This is a genomic window from Myxococcales bacterium (genome assembly GCA_016720545.1).
Classification (GTDB): Bacteria; Myxococcota_A; Polyangia; order Polyangiales; family Polyangiaceae; genus JAAFHV01.
Window position 1 is genome coordinate 91,943 of record JADKKK010000034.1, and the last position, 19,828, is coordinate 111,770.

At 70.1% G+C, this 19,828-nt stretch carries 14 protein-coding genes; 6 read left to right on the plus strand and 8 right to left on the minus strand.

Features of this window, described 5'->3' with window-relative positions:
- Positions 1-10 precede the first annotated feature (10 nt).
- The 5 genes from IPQ09_27135 to IPQ09_27155 form a co-directional block, all read right to left on the minus strand.
- The gene (locus tag IPQ09_27135; protein ID MBL0197823.1) at positions 11-4,291 is read right to left on the minus strand and encodes a hypothetical protein; all 4,281 of its coding nucleotides are present in this window, start codon (positions 4,289-4,291) and stop codon (positions 11-13) included.
- 132 nt (positions 4,292-4,423) lie between these two features.
- Entirely contained in the window at positions 4,424-4,792 is a 369-nt protein-coding gene (locus IPQ09_27140) for a hypothetical protein (protein ID MBL0197824.1), read from the minus strand.
- A gap of 10 nt (positions 4,793-4,802) precedes the next feature.
- Entirely contained in the window at positions 4,803-6,317 is a 1,515-nt protein-coding gene (locus IPQ09_27145) for a tetratricopeptide repeat protein (GenBank protein ID MBL0197825.1), read from the minus strand.
- A complete protein-coding gene (locus IPQ09_27150; GenBank protein ID MBL0197826.1) occupies positions 6,302-6,799 on the minus strand; it encodes a hypothetical protein in 498 nt (165 codons plus the stop codon). The genes IPQ09_27145 and IPQ09_27150 overlap by 16 nt, the downstream gene beginning before the upstream one ends.
- Positions 6,799-7,446 carry a hypothetical protein gene (locus tag IPQ09_27155; protein MBL0197827.1) on the minus strand — a complete coding sequence of 216 codons (648 nt, stop codon included), beginning with the start codon at positions 7,444-7,446 and terminating at the stop codon, positions 6,799-6,801. The genes IPQ09_27150 and IPQ09_27155 overlap by 1 nt, the downstream gene beginning before the upstream one ends.
- Before the next feature lie 634 nt (positions 7,447-8,080).
- Between IPQ09_27155 and IPQ09_27160 the strand changes: the two genes are divergently transcribed.
- From IPQ09_27160 to IPQ09_27175, 4 genes are all read left to right on the plus strand, one after another.
- A complete protein-coding gene (locus IPQ09_27160; GenBank protein ID MBL0197828.1) occupies positions 8,081-8,677 on the plus strand; it encodes an RNA polymerase sigma factor in 597 nt (198 codons plus the stop codon).
- A gap of 61 nt (positions 8,678-8,738) precedes the next feature.
- Positions 8,739-9,920, plus strand: a complete 1,182-nt coding sequence (locus IPQ09_27165; GenBank protein MBL0197829.1) for a hypothetical protein — start codon at positions 8,739-8,741, stop codon at positions 9,918-9,920.
- A 3-nt stretch (positions 9,921-9,923) separates the two neighbouring features.
- Entirely contained in the window at positions 9,924-10,514 is a 591-nt protein-coding gene (locus tag IPQ09_27170; GenBank protein MBL0197830.1) for a hypothetical protein, read from the plus strand.
- Between the two features lie 49 nt (positions 10,515-10,563).
- Positions 10,564-12,327, plus strand: coding sequence for a hypothetical protein (locus IPQ09_27175; GenBank protein MBL0197831.1), 1,764 nt, complete (start codon positions 10,564-10,566; stop codon positions 12,325-12,327).
- A gap of 131 nt (positions 12,328-12,458) precedes the next feature.
- Here IPQ09_27175 and IPQ09_27180 read toward each other — a convergent pair whose 3' ends face one another.
- Positions 12,459-15,413, minus strand: a complete 2,955-nt coding sequence (locus IPQ09_27180; GenBank protein ID MBL0197832.1) for a glycosyltransferase family 39 protein — start codon at positions 15,411-15,413, stop codon at positions 12,459-12,461.
- 214 nt (positions 15,414-15,627) lie between these two features.
- Between IPQ09_27180 and era the strand changes: the two genes are divergently transcribed.
- Together era and der are read left to right on the plus strand one after the other, a co-directional pair.
- The gene (gene era / locus IPQ09_27185) at positions 15,628-16,638 is read left to right on the plus strand and encodes a GTPase Era (GenBank protein MBL0197833.1); all 1,011 of its coding nucleotides are present in this window, start codon (positions 15,628-15,630) and stop codon (positions 16,636-16,638) included.
- On the plus strand, positions 16,635-18,071 hold the full coding sequence (der, locus tag IPQ09_27190; GenBank protein MBL0197834.1) for a ribosome biogenesis GTPase Der: 1,437 nt from the start codon (positions 16,635-16,637) through the stop codon (positions 18,069-18,071). Before era ends, der begins: the two co-directional genes overlap by 4 nt.
- Before the next feature lie 20 nt (positions 18,072-18,091).
- On the opposite strand, the gene IPQ09_27195 is transcribed toward der, so the two are convergent.
- Complete coding sequence (locus IPQ09_27195) at positions 18,092-18,589, minus strand: VOC family protein (protein ID MBL0197835.1); 498 nt, start codon at positions 18,587-18,589, stop codon at positions 18,092-18,094.
- 34 nt (positions 18,590-18,623) lie between these two features.
- Positions 18,624-19,799: an ArsA family ATPase gene (locus tag IPQ09_27200; GenBank protein ID MBL0197836.1), complete on the minus strand. Its 1,176-nt coding sequence runs from the start codon at positions 19,797-19,799 to the stop codon at positions 18,624-18,626.
- Between the last annotated feature and the right edge of the window lie 29 nt (positions 19,800-19,828).

A 19,828-nucleotide genomic window follows, 5' to 3' on the forward strand; every position in this document is an offset into this window, starting at 1 on the left:
TTCATCGGGATCACGGGGACGCCGGCAGGGGCGACGGGGCGCCGGAAGGCGGCGGCACGGCGGTTTGACCCGAGCGTGTCTGAACGAATTGGCCGTCGGTGTACGTGAGCTTCTTCGACTTGTCGGAGGGATCGGTCGTCCCCTCGACGTAGGTCCGCATCTTCGCCTCGCCGATGACCTCGGTGAAGTACGCGAGTCGGGCGACAGCGCGCTGGATGGCCGGATTGCGCACGTTGAACTTGCGAGCGAGCGCGACCGCGGTCGCGTAGCGCCGCACCATGACCTCGTCGGAGCCCGTGAGCTCCTTCTCCTTCTTGGTGCGCCACTCTTCCTTCACTCGGTCACGGATCTCGCCGGCCTTCTCTTCGAGCTCCGGGCGACCGCTGTTCTCGAGCTTCTTGAGGTTGTCCTCCTGCGCCTTGGTGAAGTACTTCAGCGCGGGCGGGACCAGGTTGTAGAGGCCGGTACGGAGCGTGTCGTACAGCGACCCTTGGCGGGCAATCATCGCCGGGAGCCAGTCGGCAGAGGGGTACTTCTGCACGAGACGATCGAGGGCGACGTCCCACTTGTCGGCGTCGGCGGCGTTGAGCTGGTACTTGCCCTTCCGCCCCTTCCCGTCACCGATGACGTCGGTGATGGCGCCCTGGTACTTGTGCTTCGCGTCGATCTCGTACTTCTCGCGGACCTGCTCGTCGATGAGCGTGAACTCGGCCTCCGCGACGTAGTCGATGAAGGGAGGAGACATCGCCTCGGGCTTGCCATCCTTCCCGGCGCCGCCGCGCGACTTCTGGTTCTCCCAGGCGTCGACCGTGCGCTTGAACCAGAGGTGGTACTCCTTGTCGCCCGCGGTCTTCTTCATTTTGGCGACGCTGAACGCGGCCTCGACGACGTACTTCGTGGCGACCGCGCTGGTGCGGTAGGCGTTGTGGAAGGAGATGAGCGCGGCCTCGGCGGAGAGCCGGAAGGTGCGGTTCTGCCCCGTGTCACCGCCCTGCGAGTTCCACTGCTTGTGGTCGAAGTCGGCCATCAAGTAGTCGGCGTTCGCCTTCTCGTCGGGCGAAGGCGTGAGCTTCATGAACGCCTTGTGCGTGGCGCCCATCTTGTCGCGCTGCCCCATGGCGGCGTAGAGGATCATCGCGTTCTTCGCGGCGATCTTCCGCTTGTCGGCGGCGAAGCGCTCGTTCGTCGCGACCTTCTCGTAGGTCTCGGCGGCGCGCTGGTAGTTGAAGAAGCTGTAGTACGTCGTGCCGAGCGCGTCGTACGCGTCGTCGAGGAACTTGAGCCGCTCCGCGTACTTCTTGGGATCCGGCGCGGCCTTCGTCTTGAGGTCGCCCTTCTGGAGCTTGTCGAGACGCTCGTCGCTGCCGTACTCGCTGATGAACTTGTTGTAGAGCTCGATCGCGCGGCTGAACTCGCCCACCTGCTTGTAGGCGTAGGCGGCGTTCATCGCGGCCTCGGGCGCCTCGTCGCGGGCCGGCGCGGCCTGAAGCGCCGCGTCGTACATGCCGGCCGCCTCGCGCCAGAGCGCGTCGCGAGCTGCGCCCGGGGGAGCGCGCCGCGCCTCCTCGAACTTTGCACGGGCGCGCACGAAGGCGGCCTCCTGCAGGGTCGGGTTGACGATGAGTCCTTCCTTCGCCGTCTGCTCGGAGGTGATCGCGCAGGACTTGGCGCGCATGGCCTCGGCGAGCTCGGTGGAGCGCTTGGCGTCGCGCATGAGGTTGCTCATCGTGATGAGCTTCTCCCAGGCGCGGTAGCCGAACTCGTCCTTGCCGCAGTGCTCCTGGTACATGGGCTCGAAGCGCGCTCGCGCGAGCTCGAACTGTCCGTACACGAAGTAGGTGTCACCCGCGTAGAACTGGTAGTCGACGGCGTGCTTCTGGAGGTCGCGGTTCGCGGGCACCCGCGCGACAAAGTCGTCGCGCGCCTGGATGCTCTGCTGGACCACCGGCGGTACGGGGTCGGCGACCACCTTTCGCGTGGCGACGTCGGGCCCGTCGAACTTCACCTCGACCCGCTTCTCGACGCCTCCGGAGCCCTTCGTGTCCTCGAACTGCTGGAACGCGATGTCGCGGTCCACGTCGCTCACGTCGACGACGAAGAACGCCGCGTTGTCGAGGTACTTGTCGTCCTCGTTCGAGTCTCGGACCTCGATCGCCGAGGAGAGCGCGTCGTCGATCTCCTTGCGTGTAGGCTCCCCGTATTTCTCCTTCTGGAGCTTGTGGAGCACCACCTGGATGCGCACCTGCTGGTGCCGCGCGTCGGCGAGCCAGTAGCGCGTCTCGTAGGCGTCGGGGGCGTTCTCGTCCTGCTTCAGGTAGCCGTCCCAGCCGATGCCCGCGAGCTTGTACTCGCCGTACGCGCGGGTGAGGAGGTCGAGCTGTCGCGCGGCGTCGCCGGTCTCGCCGGCTGCGAGGAGGGCCGCCTTGCCGTTGTTGGTGTGCGCCGCGGCGGCCTGTCGGAGCCCGCCACGCACGAGGCGTTCGGCGTTCTGGATGGCGGCCGGGTTGTCCTTGTTGGCGTCGACCCACGGCTTGTTGCCGACGTAGTTCGCGAGCGCCGTGCGGGCCTCGAGCGCCTTCTGAGACGCGGCCTCGTGCTCCGCGGTGCCCTGCTTCTTGCTCAGCGCGAGCTGGTCGTAGGTCTCCGCGAGCCCGTTCTGCACGTCGGGCGCGGTGGGATCCATCGGCCACTTGGTCAACATCGCCGTGTACACTTCGATGGCGTTGTTGAACTGGTTCAAGCTCCGGAACTCGGAGGCGAGCGCCCGGTAGATCTCGATGGTCCAGGGCTTGTCCTGAGGGATGAGGCTCGAGTCGCGGACGCGATCGACCGCGACGTGGAGCTTTCGCTCCGCGACCTCGGGACGAGGCTCGGTGTCGACGATGTCCGGCCGCTGGATGTACGGCTCGTTCGCGCCGGGGCCCGCGAAGTCGATGTTCGTGAGCGAGCCCGCGATGTACGTGTAGGCCTCGTTGCGGAAGTCCGCGCCCGTGTCGCCCGTGAGCTTCTGCTGCTCGTCGGTGTAGTTGAGGAGCTTGACGAACTCCTTCGTCGCGTGCTCGTAGCGTTGCTGCTTGAAGAGCGTCCACGAGTACTTGTAGAGCGAGACGCCGTAGATCGGCGGCTTCTGGTATTTGAGCGCGCGGGTGTACGCGCTGGCCGCGCGGTTGAAGCCGTAGACGCTGGCGGGCTCATCGCGGACGTAGCCGGCGCCCAGGTCGAGCTGGTCGAACTCCCAGTTGCCAATCTGCCACCAGATTTCGGCGACGTACTTGGGGTCGTCGCCGGGGAGCACGTTCGGCTGCGTGAGGTACTCGCAGGAGCTCGGGAACACCTCCACGTAGCTCGAGTCGGCACCGTTCTTCTTCAGGTTCCGCGGATCGCGGTTCAGGTTTCGCCACGCGGCCCAGTAGGTCTCGTCGTGGTCTTGCGGCATCGGGAGGATGCTGTCGCGCTCGGGCCGCTTGGGATCGGGGGGCGTGGGGTACGCGTACTTGTTGTGGCACACGAGGGAGCGCCACACCTGTTGGCCTTCGTCGTTCCGGCCCGAGTCGACGTACGCGTGCCCGAGGAAGTAGTAGACGCCGGCGAGCTCGCGGTACCGCGGGAAGTCGACGATGATGCGCTTGTAGAGGGCGATCGCGTCCTTCAGGCCCACCTCGAGAGGATCGGTCGCGTCCTCCGAGCGGGCGCGCTCTTCGTACAGCGCCGCGAGGCGATACATCGCGTCCGGGGTCGCCTCGGGCTGCGCGCGAGGACCCTGGTAGCGCTCGACGAACTCCTGAAGCCGCTTGATGGCCGTGTCGCGCGCCTTGCGGAGCTCGGCCTTCTCGACGAGGAGCTCTCCGTCGAGCCCCGCAAGAATCTCCTTCTTCTTGGTCTCGTAGTGGAGGCGAATGATCGAGGTGACCGCGTCGCGATAGTCCTTCGCGCCGCGTTCGTAGGTGCCCATCTGTCCGCGCATTTGGTCGAGCGCCGCCACCTGGCCGGGCGTCGGCGGAGGCGGAGGGGGTGCGGCCTTGCGGAGCCTCGGCGACCCCGTGGGGGCCGTCTGCATGCCCTTGATCTGATCGGGCGCGCCGACCGCGGGTGAGGCGGGCTCGGGTGCCGCGTCAGCAGCGGCAGCCCCCGCGTCGGACGCAGCGGTCGTCCCGGCGTCGGCGTCGGTGCCCACCGCGGCCCCGGCGTCACCCGTCGTCGCGCCCGCCGGCTGCGCGGCCCCCGAGCCAACGTACAGCGCCAGAGTGCTCAGGGTCAGGAGGCCAAGAGTCGATCGTCTAAAATTCTTCATCGTCGAATCCCCACACGCAGAGGAGAGCGGAGTTTGGCTCGAACAGACCCGGATCGCCCTGCGGAAGCGGCGCGCTCATCGGGTCATCGGCCGGGGCGCGAGCCGAGCGCGCCGCGGCCGGTGGAGGCGGGGTCACTTCAGCGGCTTGCCCGCGCTGTCGCTGGAGTCGTCGAGGACCTCGCGGAGCTCCTCGTCGAGGAGGGTCTCCTGCTTGGCGCGCTCCTTCTGGAGGGCGTGGACGCGGCCGAGCTCTTCCTCTCGAACCTCCCACGCCTGCTCCGTAATGCCGACATCGGCGCGGAGCACGATGCTCCTGAGCTTGTCGCTGACCACCTCGAAGTTGCGCTTCGCGACGAGGCCCACGAGGTCCTGCGCTTCGTTGTCGAAGGCGCCGAGCTGCGTGTTGTAGCCGTTGATCTTCCCACGCTCGGTCTCGATCTTGTCCTTGAGCGCACCGACGCGAGAGGCGACCTGCGCCTCCAGCTGGGCGAACGCGGCCATGATGCGATCTTCACCGCCGCGGGCCTGCGCGAGGACCGGTGTGATGCTGGTCGCGAGCGTGGCCGCCGCGGGGCCCGCCTGTCCGCGCGACGCCAAGGCGACCTCGCGATCCAGGAGGTTGCGGAACTGCTCGCGAGCTTGCGCGTCGGCCTGGTAGCGCGCGTCGCCGAGCCCCACCTGCAGTCTCCCCATCTCGATCTGCCTGCGGAGCGCGACGATTTCCTCGCGCCGACGCTTGAGATCGCGCTCGTTGGCCTCGAGCTCGCTCGCGAAGCGCTTCGCGGTCTGGGGATCGCGCGTCACGCCTCGCTGCGCGTCTTCCCTGAGGACGCGGCGGAGACCGTTCACGGTGGCCTGCAGGTACTCGGCCTCGACACCACGCCGGGTGAGCTCCTGCGAGACCCGGTTCCACTGGCGCTGGCCATCGTAGTCGCGTTCCGCGAATCCTCCGGCGCTCGCCGGGAGCGAGGCGACGAGCGGCATGAGGGCTCGGCGCTGCGCGCGGACCTCGGCGATCTCCCCCGTCAGCGTGGAAGGCTCCTCGCCGTCGAGCTCCTTCGCGAGCGCGAAGCCTCGCCTGCGCCATGCGGTTGAGCAGCGCGAGGGCCTGCTCCTCGCCGGCGGCGATTTCGGGGAACGCGCGGACGCGGTTCGCGGCCCCAAGAATCGCCGTGAGCTTGTCGATCAGGACATACGACTGGCGGATCAGCGTCTTGCACTGAGTGACGTCGTCGATGACACGGAAGGCCGAGGCGCCGTCCTCGGCTTCGCGCGCCCAGCGCAGCGCGAGGGGCGGCAGCTCGTCCGCCTGATCGAGGACCTCGAGCTGCTGGTCGGCCAGGCGGTGGTAGAACTTCCGCGGGTCGCGCGTGCTGTCGAGGAACGCGTCGACCTTTGCGCGCATCGGCTCGTAGCGATCGCGGACGCCCTGGTAGAGCTCCAGCGACTTGTCGAACGAGCCAGAGCGGAGGAGCAAATCGGCGCGGAGCAACGTCCCGTCGCCCACGAGCGTGGACCCGGGATCCGACACCTGGAGGAGCTCCAGCGCGCGTTCGGCGCGCTGGACGTCGCCCAGCCGCACGTAGACCCAAGCGAGCTCGTACAGCATCGTGTCGAACTCGGCGGAGCCTCGCGTGACCTTCGAGTACGCCTCGGTGGCCTGCTGGTAGCTCTCCATCTCGTAGAAGAGCCGGCCGATGGCCATCCACGCGAGATCGACGATATGCCGATGGTCGTCGGTGTCGGAAGGGAGCTCGATCACCTGGCGGAACGCGTCGATCGCCGCCTTGTAGCTCTTCGGCGGAACGCGACCGTCAGCGCCCGCAGCGGGCGTGGTGGCCGTGCGCATCGCGACGAGCGCGAGGAAGTAGCGCGCCTGGTGGGTGTAGGTGTTGCCGTTGCCCACCGACTGGAGCGACTGCGCCGCGTTCGCGTAGTCCTTCTTGGCGTAGTAGGCCTTCCCCTTGGCGTAGTGCAGCGCCGCGTCGACTTGCGCCGGAGGCACCATGTTCAGCTTGGAGAACACCTCGTCGAGACCCGCCAGGTCGCCCGTACGGAGAGAGACGTCGACGAGGCGCGCCAGGCCCGCCCGAAGTACTGCTGGAACCGCGGCTCGCTCGCGCGCTGGACCATCAGCCGGTAGTCGCGACGCGCCGAGAGGTACTCTCGCGCTGCGTAGAACGTCTCGCCGCGAAGCCAGAGCGCGTCCGTGAAGCTCGGCGTGTCGGGGAACTCTTCGATGAGCTCACCGAACACGACCGTCGCGCGCGCGTAGTCCTTGCCGCGAAAGAGCAGCTCGCCGTTGGCGAGCCGCTGCTCGGGCGATAGGCGTTGGGTCTTCGCTCGCTCGACCGCGGACTGAACGCTGCCGATCTCGCGATCGACGTTCGTGACCTCGGTCCGCGCCTCCTCGAGCCCAGAGGCATGCGCGCCCGTGACCCAGCCGAGCGCCAGAGGGAGCACCACGGCCCCCACCCGGAGCCGGAGGTGACGATTCCGTGGGCTCACTACTTTCCTCCGCCGATGGAAATCGAGCCGCCCACCCCGCTAGCCGCCGGGGCCGTCGTGACCGTGGGACCACCGCCACCGGCGGACGCGGCCGCGCGGCTCGGCGCGCTGAGCGGCTGGACCTTCTCGTTCCACTCGAACTGGGGGCGCTGCTCGAGGGGCGTCGTGACGCCGCCCTTCTCGAGCGACGTACCGGTCACGACGATGGCCTTGCCCTCGACGACCGTGAAGGAGTGCGCGTTGCGGACGTCGAACTTGTAGCCGCGGAGGTAGGTGAACACGCCGTAGCCGTTGCCCTGGAACTGCAACACGGCCTGCACCATGTGGTCGCCCGGGGGCATGGAGCCGCTGAAGAGGGGGATCTCCTTCTGCTCCGCGAGGACGCCCGTGTCGTCTTGGCGGTTGTACTGCACCGCCCCGTCGATGATGAAGGCGGCCTTCACGAGGCGGAAGGCGGTCGACATCTCGTTGCGGTAGATGATTTCCGCGCGCGAGCCCGCGGCGCCGCCCGTAAGGATCGTGTCCGACAGGAGCGAGAGGCGCGTGTGGCTCCGGCGAATCTGATCCTTGAGCTCATCGACGCGCGCCTCGAGGTCGCGGAGGCGAACCGAGTAGGTCGCTCCGTCGGCCTGCGCCGGGATCGGCACGGCGGGCGCGCCAGTCGCAGGAGCAGCGGTCGTCGCCGCGGGCGCGGCCGACGCGGCTGCGGACGGTGCAGCGGCCGGCGTTGGCTGAGCGAAGGCCGTCGCCGAAACACCGACGCATAGGAAGAAAGCCAGCCCAATCGCTTGACGTCGCATCGCGTACTCCCCTTGTCCGCACCCGGGCGGAACGATTCTCAGAACCCATCTACAAAGTCGAAGCCTGTGGCGAGGCTCGCGCCTTCCGGCCCGGCCACGCTGCGCGTGGACGATCCGTTCGCCTCCCCCACGCCCTCGCTAACGCAGGGCAGTGTAGACGTGGCGCAAGCCTCGTTGCAACCTTGGAACGCACGTTGCCGAGCGACCCGTGGAGAATCTCGCCCCACCGGACAGTGCGTAAACCACTTCGCACTTGCACGGAGGCCTCGTGGCGCACGCATTGGCACCGCCAAGGGCCGCCGGTTTGTTAGTGTGCGGGTCGGTCGGGGGGCAACGCCGCCCCTCGTAGAACTTTGGCGACTCTCATGCGTCTCCTTCCCCAAGAAAATGAACCGACGGGTGTCCGCGAGCGCGGGTCCACTCCAGCGGCTCCTCGCGGCGCGGGCTCCCCGCGGCGCGGGCGAGCCTTGGGACGGACCGCATGACGACCGACAGCGACGAGCTGCTCGTGGCGCGATTTCAAGCGGGGGACCGCGCCGCGTTCACAGCCCTCGTTCGACGTCACCAGGGGCCTCTGTTTCACTTCGCGTTTCGACAGCTGCGGAGCGCCCCGGCCGCGGAGGACGTCGTCCAGGAAGCGTTCGTGCGCGTGGTGCAGAGCGCCGCGGAGTTCAAGAACGAGGCGCGCTTCACGACGTGGGTCTACACGATCACGCGAAACCTCTGCATCGATCAGCTCCGCAAGCGCGCCCATCGCCGGCACCCTTCGCTGGACGAGGCGCGGGGCGACGACGGGGACCGGACGCTCGGGGAAGTGGTCCCGGATCGGGGGGCGGACGTCGAACGGGACGCCGTCGGTGCAGAGCTGCAGCAGCAGGTCGCGGCGGCCGTGGAGCTGCTCCCGCCAGATCAGAAGGAGGTCTTCTTGATGCGCGAGGTCGCCCACCTGCCCTTCAAGGAAATCGCGGCGATCACGGGTGTGCCCGAGAACACGGTGAAGAGCCGCATGCGCTACGCCCTCGAGCGACTCCAGGCGGCGCTGAAGGACCACGAAGAGTACGCACGTGCGCTCCGCTGACCGAGTGCACACATTCAACTAAGAATACCCACCGTCTGCGCCCGCCCCTCCGATAGCCACCATGGACTGCGAGAAATTCGACTCCCTGATCATCGACGAGCTCTACGAGGAGCTCGACGAGCTGACGAGCGCCGCGATGAAGCGGCACGCGGCGGGGTGCGAGAGTTGCGCCGCGAAGCTTGGAGGGTTGCGCGCGACCCGCGCGGTCGCCAGGCTCGAGACGCCTGAGCTCCCCGCGGGGCTCGAGGAGCGCATCCTGGCCTCGTCGCGTGACGCGCAGGTCGTCGTGCCCATCGCGCGTGGCCGCTTCTCGCGCGCGGTGTCGCTCGCGGGCACGTGGGCCATGCGGCCGCAGACCGCCATGGCGGCGCTCTTTCTGCTCATGATCGGATCGAGCGCCGTGCTGCTCCGGTCGCGACAGCCGCGCGAGTCCGCGGCGCTCACGGTGACGCAGGAGGGCGCGCCTTCGCCTCAGTCGGCCGCGGCAGAAGAGCGCGAGTTCGACGACAAGGGCGCGGCGGCCGCCCATGGCGCGACGCCCACGGGGGCCGTCGCGCTCGCGACGAACGAGCGCGCGAAGAAGTCGGCCTCCGACGAGCCGGAGGCCCCCCCGCCGGCCGCGTTCGCCAATCGCAACGAGGGCAAGCGTGAGCGTGGCGATCTCCAGGAACCCCAGGCGCAGCGGGGGCTCGGGGGGGCGGCGGGCGGCGGGGCGCCTCTGCCGGCGGCAGCGCCGACCGCGGCCGCGGGCCCGGCTGCCGAGTCGCGCGACGACGGCGACGGGTACGCGGCAGGCCTCGCCGCCTACAGGGCGCAACGGTACGCGGAGGCGACGAGGCGCCTCGACGAGGCGGCGGCGCGCGGCAACGCGACGGCCGCGCTCTGGGCCGCCCGCAGCGTTCGTGACTCGAGCGGGTGCGGGGCCGCGCTCGCGCGATTCGACGCGGCCGCCGCGCGAGGGGGCCCTGCCGGGCACGACGCGACCTTCGAGGGAGCGCGATGCCACGAGGCGGTGGGCGACGTGGACGGAGCCCGCGCGCGCTACCGCTCGTTGCTAGGGGTCCCGGCGTACGCCGCGCGAGCACAGGCCGCGCTCGACTCGGGGACGGAGCTCGCCTCACGGAGGGCGGCCCCGGCGAAGGCGGCGGCGGCGCCCCCAAGCGGAGGCGCCCGCGAGCCCTCGAAGAACGCCGCGCCGAAGCCCGCCGCCCCTCCCGCGGTCGACCGAGCGTCGTCGTTCTGAGCGATGAGCGAGCGCGCTCCCCCCTCCCCGCGAGCCGGGCACGCGGCGCACGGCGCGCTTGGCCTCACCGAGGCCGACGCGCGGGCGCTGTCCGCCACCGCGAGCCTGCGAGAGCGTCTCGTTGGCCTCGCCGAAGCCCCGCTCGACAACGATACGCTGCTCCTGTCCTCGACGATCGGCCGGGTGCTTGCGCAGGCCGGGGCGTCGCCGACGCTCGCGGCGACCGTGCTCGACCCGGTGGTGGCCCGCTGGCCGGCTGCCGGCGCGCTCCGCGCAGCGGCGTTCGAGGCGTTCGCGGCGACCCGCGCCGAGGAGGCCTCGCGCGAAGCGATCGCGGCGTGGCGCTACCCGCGCTGCGTCGTCCCTCTCGAGGACGGCGCGTTCGGTGTGTGCGTGAGCGTGCCGACCGACGACCCGGAGCAGCTGGCCGACTGGGCCGATCACGTGGCGGCGGGGCTGGCGCGCGCGGGCGCGCGCCACGTCGTGCTCTCGGGGGAGGCCCCCGCCGCGCGGGCGCTGTTGGACGCGCTAGCGCTCGTCGGAGTCCCCACTGGGCCGCGCCCACTCCACCTCCGGCTCCCGTGGGGGCGATGACGCAGAGACCGTTGGCCCGGGGTGGAATCCCGGCTAGGTTGCTCCGCGCATGATCGTTCGGACCGTAGGTGCTCGGAGATGGTCACGCGGGCGCGCGCCAAAGGGCCTCGGCGTGGTCGGCGCGACGCTCACCATGGCTCTGCTCGGGGCTTGCGGCGCGACCGACGAGCGCGCCGACGTCACGCTCGACGCCCGGTTCGTATCGCCCAAGGGGCTGCTCGATACGGTAAGCCGCATCACGCTGGTCGTGTACGACAAGTCCGACGCCGTGACCTGCGATCCGGCGAGGGGCGCCTCGACGGCGAAGCCCGACACCCCGAAGATAGCCACGCGAGAGCTCTCGCGGGCCGGGTGCGCCGACCGCGTGAAGTTCTGCGGCGACGTCCGCGTCACTCGGTCCGACCTCGAGCGCGTGTTCGTGGCGTCGGCCTCCGACGACGCGGGCGACACCATCGCGCAGGGCTGCGCGGTGGCGAAAGTGAATCAAGACGCCGTGCCCCTCGAGATCAAGATGGTGCGCGCCATCCCACCCTCGACGTGCGGCAACAAGGTGATCGAGGGGCTAGAGCAGTGCGATCCGCCAGGCGCCGCCTGCTCCGCGACCTGCAAGACCGAGGAGACCGCGCTCTCGGTCGGATCCATCCTCGCCAACACGAAGACGGGCGGACCGAACGAGAAGAGCGAGACCTCGCTGCTGGCGACGAAGTCGCGATTTTTCGCGTTCTTCACCGACAAATCGAGCGGCAAGGCCGACGTCGGCGTCCGGGCGCTCGACGCCACCTTCGGGCCGGTCTCCAGCCCGCCGGCGGCCGCGCAAGGGTTCGTGTACCTGCCCAACGGTTCGAACCCGCCGGAGCCCGCGACCCGCGCGGCGGGAGGCGCCGAGGCCGCTGCGCTCGCAGACACGACGTGGGTGGCGTTCCACGCGGTGGCGGCGGACGGCGCCGCCGACGTCTTTCTGCGCTCGTTCGACGCTGAGCTGACCCCGGGACAGGCCGCGTCGATTGGCGTCAACGGGGCGAACGGGGCCGGTGAGGCAGGTGCCCAGACCTCGCCGAGCGTCGCCGCCGGCGCGAACGGAAAGCTCTACATAGCCTGGCAAGACGAGAGCGGGGGCGCCGGCAACGGGCGCATCTTCGCGCGCACGTTCACCCCGCCCAACGTGCTCGGCAACCAGCAGGAGATCTCGACCGGCACGTCGAACTCGCACGTCAGCGTAGCGGCCCTCCCCGCAGGCTTCGTCATCGTGTGGGAGAGCGGCGGCGACGTGAAGCTTCGCGTGGTCAACGGCGACGGCATCCCGGCCGGCGGCGAGAGCGTCGTGAACGACAAGGCCGCGGGTGTCCAAGAGCGCCCACACGTCGCCTCGCTCGACGACGGACGCTTCGCGGTCGTCTGGGCCGACAAGGCGAGCGGGAACGCCGACGTCGTCCTGCAGCGCTTCTCCGCCCAAATCGTGAAGCTCGCCGGCGACCAGGCGGCGCCCATCAACGACCTCGTGCGCGACGGCGATCAGGCGGCCCCTCGCGTGGCCGCCACGACGGCCGGGGCGGGCGTCTACTTCGTCGCCTGGGCCGACGAGCCCCGCGGCGACATTCGCGGGCGCTACGTCCGGCTCACGACGGGCTTTCCCTTCAACCCGGTCGACGGCACCGACAGCGAGTTCTCGGTGGGCACGCGGTCAGGGCGAAAGCGCGCGGCGCCATCGGTGGCCATCGGCGGCGCCACGCCGTTCCTCGCCGTCGCGTGGGACGACCAGGCCGCACAGGGCGCGGGGGTGTACGGCCGCCGGCTGCCGGTGCCCGCGAAGTAGCCGCGCACCACTCTCCGCCCGCGGGTCGACCGTGGCCGTGCGCAAGCGCCGCGTCGAGGTTGGCCCTGGCTCGAGGCGGGGCGGCGGCGGCCCGCGGCGGCCCGCCCACCGCTGCCGACGAGCAGTCGCCGCTACTGGACGTTGAGCTGGCCGGCCACGATGCGGTTCTCGCCGTCGTGCGGCCCCGATTTGACCTTGAGCCGGGTCTCTCCGGTGTAGAGCCCGAAGTAGATCGTGTAGGTGCCCTGCGTGAAGTTGGGCTCAAGGGCGAACACGTGGTCGTCGACGATGATGTCACCCTTGTTCCACATCGACAGCGGGTATTTTCCCTCCGCCATCTTGTGATCGCCGTTGTGCCGCCGGCGGTACCCGTCGATGTGGATGAAGCCTTCCCACTCGGTGGTGATCGGGGCGAGCACCTTGAAGTAGGTCTTCATGTGGTATTTTCGCCCCGGCCCGATCGCGTCGACGAGGCGACCGCGCTCGTCCACCAGGTCGATGCCCAGGACCTCGAGCTTGTCCTCGAGGTTCACGTCGAGCCGACGCTGGGGCTTGGGCGCGGCGCTGAGGACGATCGTGTCGAGCGGACTCTCGCTCGTCTCGCCGGCGCGCAGCTCGGAGGCGATGAGCACGATCTGGCTCGATCGACCGTCGAGCACGGGCACGTTGGCCCCGCGGGTCGTGCGGTAGAGTTGGTTCAGGCGCCCCAGCTGATCGGCCTTCGCCGAGATGAACCGACGTGAGCCCGCGGGTGCGCCCGTGAGCCACGCCTGCGCCGCGGGCGCGTCTGCGAGGAGCAGCGGCTGCCCACCTGCGTAGTACGCGGCGGTGCGCCCGCCCACGCCGAGGAGCGCGAGCGGCTCGTCGCCCTGCTTGAATCGCCGGTAGCTCTCGAAGACGTCCTTCGGGGAGAGTTGGTTCGCGAGCGCGGGGTAGTACCCGGCCGAGAGGACGAGGCCCGTGACGACGCCGAACACGACCAAGAAGGCGGCGCGGCTCCGGCGGAGCAAATCGCCTATCACCCCGAACGCGAGGAAGGCGAGCACACCCGCGGGCACCGCGAGCGCGCTCGCGACCATCGGGCGCACGCCACCCTTGTGGAGCGCGACGTAGACCACCCCAGGAAGCTGCAGGAAGAGCAGCGGCGCGAGGATGCCGAGCGAGGTCGCGGAGAGGGCCTCCTCCTCCGTCGCTTTGTCGGAGAATGCCACACGGAAGAGCGCGACGTGCGCGGGAACTGGCTTCTTCCCAGCGGGCGCCGGGCCCCCGCGGAGGCTCGCGACGAGCGCCTCGAACGGTTCGAATCCTCGGCCGAGGCTGCGGCCTCCACCCTGCCGGGAGAACGCCCACAGCCACACGTCACACCAGAAGAGCAGGCCGAAGAGCAGCGCAGGCGGGCCGAGCGCCGCCTTCCACCACGCGCCGACGGCGATCTCACGCACCTGCAGCGGCACGGTCGTGAGCCACCGCGCGTGGTTCCGGGTACCGAACCACACCGCGAGGCCCGAGAGAGACGTGCCAGCGACGAGGGCGAAGTAGGCGAGAACGAGGAAGCCGTCCCACGCGTCGCGGACCGAGCGGAGCACCGCGAGGTAGGTCTTCGGATCGAACGGTCGGCGCTTCGCGTCGCGCTCGACCCACGTGAGGAACGCGACGCCCGCGAACCCGATGAGCACCACGGTCCACAGCGCCAGCGACTTGTCCTTGAACGACTCGGGGAACGGGATCGCCTGGGCGATGCCGAAGGCCTGGTAGGCCTTGTCGGGGACGTTGTGGTAGTCGTGGTGGAGGAGGCCGAGGAGCACCATCGTGCCCACGCCGAGCGCCACCGAGGCGTGCGCGCCCCGCTCGTAGTCGCGCAGCGCGATGCCCGCGATGGCCGCCAGCAGGGCCGGGCCCGAGAACGCGATGAGGTCGGCGCGCGCCGCGAGCACGCCATGAGCGACGAGCGCCGCCGTCGCCCCCAAGAGGAGCGCCATCCGCGCTGCGCTCTCGCGCGCGAGCGCCGGAGACGGCCGCCCCTTCGGCGCGATGAACAGTCGACCTACGGCGAACGGCACGAAGGCGCTCCACGGCGCCATCGCGTGGGCGAGGTGCCCAATCACGTAGTCAAACGTGGGATACTTCGCCGGGGGATGAAGCGTCGCCCCGATCCACGGGTTCATGTCGGTCGGGGGCGTGTCCGCGAAGAGCACGGAGGTGACGGGATAGAGGGCCAGGGCCGCGATGAGGCCGCTTGCAACCCCCACGGCGTGCGCCATGGGGTCGAGGCGCCGTTCGGCGCCCACGAGGACGCCCCACGTGAGCCCCACGGCCCCGGCGGGCACGACGACCCCGAGCAGCGCCCCGCGGCTGTAGTACCCCGCGACCAGGCCCAGCACGCCGACCGCGAGCCACGGGAGCCGCACGCCGTGAGCGGGCGCCCCATCGTCGTCGTTGCCGAAGGCGGCGACGGCGAGGCCTCCGAACGCCATGGCGAGCGACGCCATCGTGGTGATGTCGCCCAGCATCGTGCGTGCCTGGACGAAGTAGAGCGGCATCGTGAGGAGGGCTACCGCGGAGAAGACGCCCGCGCGCCGGTCGACGAGCCGCGCGACGAAGCCGTAGGTGACGACGGCCCCCAGCAGCCCCCACACCGCGAGCGGCGCCCGGCCGGCCCACTCTCGGAGGCCGAAGAAGGAGAACCCGAGCGCGATGGACGTGAAGGGCAGCTGGGGGCGACCGAGGTCGTTTAGGTGCGGGAGCGAATTGTCGGCGCCTTCGAGCGCGAGCGCGGACGCCCCGTGGAGCTTGAGCGCGACGCGCCTCGCGAGGTCGGCGACGTTCAGCTCGTAGGGATCCCAGATGCCCGCCTTCGTCAGCGGCGGGAGCACGAAGAGCACGACGAACGCCGCCGCGAGCACGACGAGGAGCGGCGCGAGCCACCCCTTCGCATCTTCGACGGGCTCCGGCGCTGGCCCATCGTCCTCCGGCGCCGCCTCTGGCGCCACGCCGACCGGGGTCTCGGCCGCAGGAGCGGGCTCGGCGGCCACCTCGACGGGGGCTTCGGCGGGTTCGGCGGGGGGCGTTTCGTCGTCGGATGCCATGAAAGCTCGTCGGTGAAGGAAGGCCGGGGCCGCAGCGCCTCCCGCGCGCGGGGCGCGGGAGCGGGCGGAGGGGTCGGCGATAGCGTCATACCGAGACGCGGCAGCCGAAGCAACCGCCCTCTTCAGAGGCTTTCCACGTGGAGTTGCGCGCGAAGCCGCGGGTGGCGCGAGCGAGTGAGCGTGCCCACGAGGGGTGTGCTAGAGGGCCTCCGCCATGGCCGAGTCACGTAGCGCACCGGGCGGGAAGAGTCGCGAGGCGCGAAGAACCGCGGACCCGCAGGAGCCCCGCGCGCTGCGTCGGGCGGGCACCGTGGCGCTGCTTGGGCGGCCCAACGTGGGCAAGAGCACCCTCATGAACGCGCTGCTCGGCGAGCGCCTCACCATCACGAGCCCGAAGCCTCAGACCACGCGCGATCGCATCGCGGGCATCCTCACCGTGGAGGCGACGCAGTTCGTGTTTCTGGACACGCCCGGCGTGCACGCCGCCAGGACGAAGCTCGGCGCACGCATGAACCACGTGGCCGAAGAGGCGGCTCGCTCCGCCGACGTCGTGCTCTTGCTGGTGGAGCTCCCGAGCTCGCCCAAGGCCGAGCTCGCCCCGGAAGACCTCGCCCTCTTCGACAAGATCCCCCCGGGCACCCGCACCGTTCTTGTCCTCAACAAGGTCGACCGGGTGAAGGACAAGGCGGCGCTCCTCCCTCTCCTCGAGAGCGTCGGGCGGGTGCGCGACTTCGCGGCGATCGTGCCCCTCTCGGCGCGGCGGGCCGACGGCGCGAAGCGGGTGCTCGCCGAGATCGCTCCGCTGCTGCCCAAGGGCGACTTCCTCTTTGCCGAGGACGAGCTCACCGACAAGCCGGTGCGCTTCTTCGTCGCCGAGTACGTGCGGGAGCAGGTGCTGCGCTTCACGCGCAACGAGGTGCCACACGGCGTCGCGGTAGAGGTCGAGTCCTTCGAAGAGGGCCTGCGCGTGCCGCGCATCCAGGTGGTGGTGCACGTCGACAAGGAGTCGCACAAGGCGATCGTGCTCGGGGAGAAGGGCCGCCTCATGAAGGAGATCGGCACCGGCGCGCGCGCGCGCGTCGAGGAGCTTGTGGGCCGGCAGGTCCACCTGGCGGTGCACGTGCGCACCACGGCCGGTTGGTATGAGAACGAGGCCCGGCTGAACGAGCTCGGATATGGGGCGACCAGCGTGCCTGGCGCTCGCCGCGAGGAGCGGAAACGATGACCAAACATTTCAAGCCGCGGCCGAACCGCGGCATCCCTGGCGGCACCTCGGGGCTCCCGATCGTCGCCGTCGTCGGACGGCCAAACGTCGGCAAGTCCACGCTCTTCAACCGCCTCGCGCGAAAGAAGCTCGCGATCGTCCACGACGAGCCCGGCGTGACCCGCGACCGGCACTACGTGGACACGTCAGCGTTCGGGCGCGACTACACGCTCGTCGACACCGGCGGCTTCGATCCCGAGGACGACGACCCCATGCGCGCTGGCATCGCGCGGCACGTGAAGGCGGCGATCGCCGAAGCCGACGTGATCGTCTTCGTGACCGACGCGACCGAGCCGCTCACGGCGGCAGATCGCGCCGCCGTCGCGCTCCTGCGCCGAACGAGCAAGCCCGTGCTGTACGCCGCGAACAAGGCCGACTCCGCCCGCGTGGAGGCCGACGCCTACGAGCTCTACCAGCACGGCGTCGAGAAGGTGTACGCGGTGAGCGCGCTGCACGGCCGCGGCTTGGCCGAGCTCGAGGGCGATCTCGTCGCCGCGTTCGGGGAGCCGATGCCCGCGCTGGAGCCGAGCGCCCTCACCCGAGTCTCGCTCATCGGTCGCCCCAACGCCGGCAAGTCGAGCCTGATGAACCGCCTCCTCGGCGACGAGCGCATGCTCGTGGACGACAAGCCCGGCACGACCCGCGACGCGATCGACGCGGTCGTCGCGAAGGGCGACCAGAGCTACGTGTTCGTCGACACCGCCGGCATCCGGCGCAAGGGCAAGGTCAACAAGACCGAGGACGTGGTCGAGTCGATGAGCGTGCTCTCGTCGATCCGCAGCATCGAGAACTCGAGCGTCGTCGTGCTGCTCTGCGACGCCAACGACGGCGTGGCCGAGCAAGACGCGAAGATCCTCGGGCTCGCCGACGACCGCGGCCGCGCCATGATCATTGCCTTGAACAAGTGCGACCTCATCGATCGCGACGCCCGAAAGCGCGCCGAGGCGCTGGCGCGCGAGAAGATCTCGTTCGCGCCGTTCGTCCCGATCGTCTCCATTTCCGCCAAGACGGGCCGGGGCGTCGGCGAGCTCTTCTCCACCGTCGGCGCGGTGAGCGAGGCCTACCGCAAGCGCGTGGGGACCGGCGAGCTGAACCGGTTCTTCGCCGAGGTGCTCGAGACGCGGCCGCCGCCGACGCAGGGCGGGAAGGCGCCGCGGCTCTACTACGTGACGCAGGCCGACGTCGCGCCCCCGACGTTCGTCATTCTGACGAGCGCGCCGGAGGCGATCCACTTCTCGTATCGACGCTATGTCGTAAACCAGCTCCGAAAGAAGTTCGGCTTCGAGGGCGTGCCGGTACGTGTACACTACAAGGCTCGCCGCCGAGGCCGGAAGAGGGGCGAGGGCGAGGCCGCCACCGAGACCGACACCCCCTCGGTCGACGTCTCGGAGTGAGGCTCACGCCGCGGTGACCCTCAGGCGCCTTCGGGCTGAGCGTCGCCGCGCGCGGCCGCCTCGATGGCTGCGACGTCGATCTTACGCATCGTCATCATCGCCTCGAACACGCGCTTGGCCACGTCGCCGCCCTGGGCCATGCCGCGGGTGAGGGCGCGCGGCGTGATCTGCCACGACAGGCCCCACTTGTCCTTGCACCAGCCGCACGCGCTCTCCGCGCCCCCGTGTTCGACGATCGCGCTCCAGTAGCGATCGGTCTCGGCTTGGTCGTCGGTGGCGATCTGAAAGGAGAACGCCTCGGTGTGCTTGAAGCGAGGGCCCCCGTTCAACCCGAGGCACGGCACTCCGCACACAGTGAACTCGACGGTGAGGACGACGCCCGCCTTGCCGCCGGGGAAGTCCGATGGCGCCCGGTGGACCGCGCCCACCGCGCTGTCGGGGAAGGTGCGCGCGTAGAAGCTCGCCGCGCCCTCGGCGTCGTCGTCGAACCAGAGGCAGAGGGTGTTCTTTGGGGTCATGATCCGCCGCATCCTACCCGACGCGGGGCCCGGCCTACACGAGATCGCCGCCCGCCATCAGCACGGCGCCGAGATCGGCGAGCACGCGGACGTCGTGGACGTCGGTCGCGCGCTCCGCCACCTTCACGATGGGCACGCCGGACGCGACGTCACCGTCGAGCGCCTGGATGTTGTGGGCGTCGAGCGCGGCCATCTTCGTGGCGTCGCCGTGCGCCTCCGCCAGGCGCGCCGCCGCGTCCGGCTCGAGCGCGAGGCCGTGGAGGCCTAGGCCCGCGGCCGCCTCCCCCTCGCCGACCTGGCCCGCGAACGGAGGGGCGCGACGCACGCGGTTCACCACGAAGGCGCCGCGGGGCATGGCCGCCTCCGCCAGACGATCGCCGAAATAGAGCACCTCACGGATGCTCGGCGGCGACGGCGACGTGACGAGGATGAAGGCGACGTCCGGCGAGCGCAGCGTGCGCTCGACGTGCCGGGCGCGCTCCTTGAACCCGCCGAAGAGCTCGTTGATTTCAGCGATGAACTCGGCCATCGCCTCGAGGAGGCCGCCGCCGGTGATCTTGCTGATGCCCTTCAGGACCGCCGACGCGCCCTTCGCGAGGATGTTGAGGGAGAACTTCCCGGACGACTCGAAGGCCTCCGAGAACCACTTCATGGCGGCGCTGTCGAGCATGCCCACGAGGCGCTCGGGGGCATCGAGAAAGTCGAGCGCGTTGGCCGTAGGAGGCGTGTCGAGGACGATGAGGTCGTACCGAGGGTCGGCCTTCACCTCGACGAGCTTCTCCATCGCCATGTACTCCTGCGTGCCGGCGAGGGACGCGGAGATGTACTTGTAGAGCTTGTTGTTGAGCAGGCGGTCGGCCTTCGCTCGCGAGGACGAGTGCTTCACGACGAGGTCGTCGAACGTGCGCTTCGTGTCGAGCATGGCGGCGGTGAGCGTGCCGGACAGCTCGACCCCCACCTCCGAGAAGAGCGCGCGGTCGACCTCCATGGCCTCCGCGCCCATCTCCTCGAGGCCGAGCGACTGCGCGAGGCGCCGCGCCGGATCGATCGTGAGGCAGAGCACCCGGCGGCCCTCGCGCGCGGCGGCGACCGCCAGGGCGGCCGCGGTCGTGGTCTTCCCTACCCCGCCGGCGCCTACGGTGATGAGGACGCGGCGAGCCCGGACGAGCTCGGAGAGGGGCGGAGAACCGGACGCGATGGGGCCAGACATCGTGACGGGAAATATCACGAGCGCGGGGC

Bases quoted from the DNA above. Each gene is read 5' to 3' on its own strand.
- IPQ09_27135 (MBL0197823.1), bottom strand. From the start codon at position 4,291: ATGAAGAATTTTAGACGATCGACTCTTGGCCTCCTGACCCTGAGCACT.
- IPQ09_27140 (MBL0197824.1), bottom strand. From the start codon at position 4,792: ATGGCCGCGTTCGCCCAGCTGGAGGCGCAGGTCGCCTCTCGCGTCGGT.
- IPQ09_27160 (MBL0197828.1), top strand. From the start codon at position 8,081: ATGACGACCGACAGCGACGAGCTGCTCGTGGCGCGATTTCAAGCGGGG.
- IPQ09_27165 (MBL0197829.1), top strand. From the start codon at position 8,739: ATGGACTGCGAGAAATTCGACTCCCTGATCATCGACGAGCTCTACGAG.
- IPQ09_27170 (MBL0197830.1), top strand. From the start codon at position 9,924: ATGAGCGAGCGCGCTCCCCCCTCCCCGCGAGCCGGGCACGCGGCGCAC.
- IPQ09_27175 (MBL0197831.1), top strand. From the start codon at position 10,564: ATGATCGTTCGGACCGTAGGTGCTCGGAGATGGTCACGCGGGCGCGCG.
- IPQ09_27180 (MBL0197832.1), bottom strand. From the start codon at position 15,413: ATGGCATCCGACGACGAAACGCCCCCCGCCGAACCCGCCGAAGCCCCC.
- era (MBL0197833.1), top strand. From the start codon at position 15,628: ATGGCCGAGTCACGTAGCGCACCGGGCGGGAAGAGTCGCGAGGCGCGA.
- der (MBL0197834.1), top strand. From the start codon at position 16,635: ATGACCAAACATTTCAAGCCGCGGCCGAACCGCGGCATCCCTGGCGGC.
- IPQ09_27195 (MBL0197835.1), bottom strand. From the start codon at position 18,589: ATGACCCCAAAGAACACCCTCTGCCTCTGGTTCGACGACGACGCCGAG.
- IPQ09_27200 (MBL0197836.1), bottom strand. From the start codon at position 19,799: ATGTCTGGCCCCATCGCGTCCGGTTCTCCGCCCCTCTCCGAGCTCGTC.